Genomic DNA, 949 nt, shown 5'->3' on the forward strand with positions numbered 1-949 from the left:
GCCTGCATCGCCGCGGTCGCCCGCCACTGCACCGTGCGCCGCCCGCCGCCGCGCGCGGCGCACCGCCTCTGCCTGGAGCTTGCCGATGCCATCGCTGCCGCGCCTCGCCACCCTCGTCCTGTTCGCCTTCGCGCCACTGGCCTGCACCGCCGCACGCGCGCAAACGGCCGCGACGGAGACCCTGGAAAAAGTCGTCATCCTCAAGCGCCACGGCGTGCGCGCGGCGATGTCCAGCGCGGAGCAACTGGAGCGTTACTCGGCGCGCCCCTGGCCGCGCTTCGCGGTGCCCGCCGGGTATCTCACCGCGAACGGCGCGGCGCTGGAACGCTTGTTCGGCGCCTACTACCGCGCCCGCTACGCACCGCTGGGGCTGTTCGCCGGCGACGGCTGCGCGGCCGCGTACTACTGGGCCAACCGCACCCAGCGCACCCTCGCCTCGGCACAGGCGCTGGCCAGCACGCTGACCCCGGGCTGCGCCAACCCGGTGCACAGCGTCGCCGACGATGCCTCCGATCCGCTGTTCGACGGCGCGCCCGCCCTGCACACTCCCTCCGCGGCGGCGCAGATGCGCGCGGCCATCGCCGGCCGCATCGGCGGCGATGCGCAGGCCTGGAACGCGGCCCAGGCCGATGCCATCGACAGCCTGCAGCAACTGCTGCTGCAGTGCGCGCAACGGCCCTGCCCGGCCGACGCCGGCAGCGGCAAGCTGCGCCTGGATGCGGTGCCGGCGCGGCTGGGCGATACCGACGACGCAATCCCTGGCATCGAAGGCCCGGCCGCGGCCGCCTCCGGCCTCAGCGAGAGCCTGCTGATGGCCTGGGCCGACGGCCAGGACTTCACCGTGCTGGGCTGGCGCGGCGTCGACGAGGCCAGCCTGCTGCGCGCCTTCGCCCCGCACCAGGCCGAGTTCGCGCTGCGCCTGCGCGCGCCGGCGGTGGCGCGCATGGCC

1 protein-coding gene is annotated in these 949 nt (G+C 75.6%); it reads left to right on the forward strand.

Annotated elements, in window-relative coordinates:
* Positions 1-85: 85 nt before the first annotated feature.
* The coding region (locus D588_RS0116740) for a histidine-type phosphatase (protein ID WP_017916797.1) at positions 86-949 on the forward strand (864 nt) is incomplete at its 3' end.

The organism is Xanthomonas sp. SHU 308 (assembly GCF_000364645.1).
Taxonomy (GTDB): Bacteria; Pseudomonadota; Gammaproteobacteria; order Xanthomonadales; family Xanthomonadaceae; genus Xanthomonas_A; species Xanthomonas_A sontii.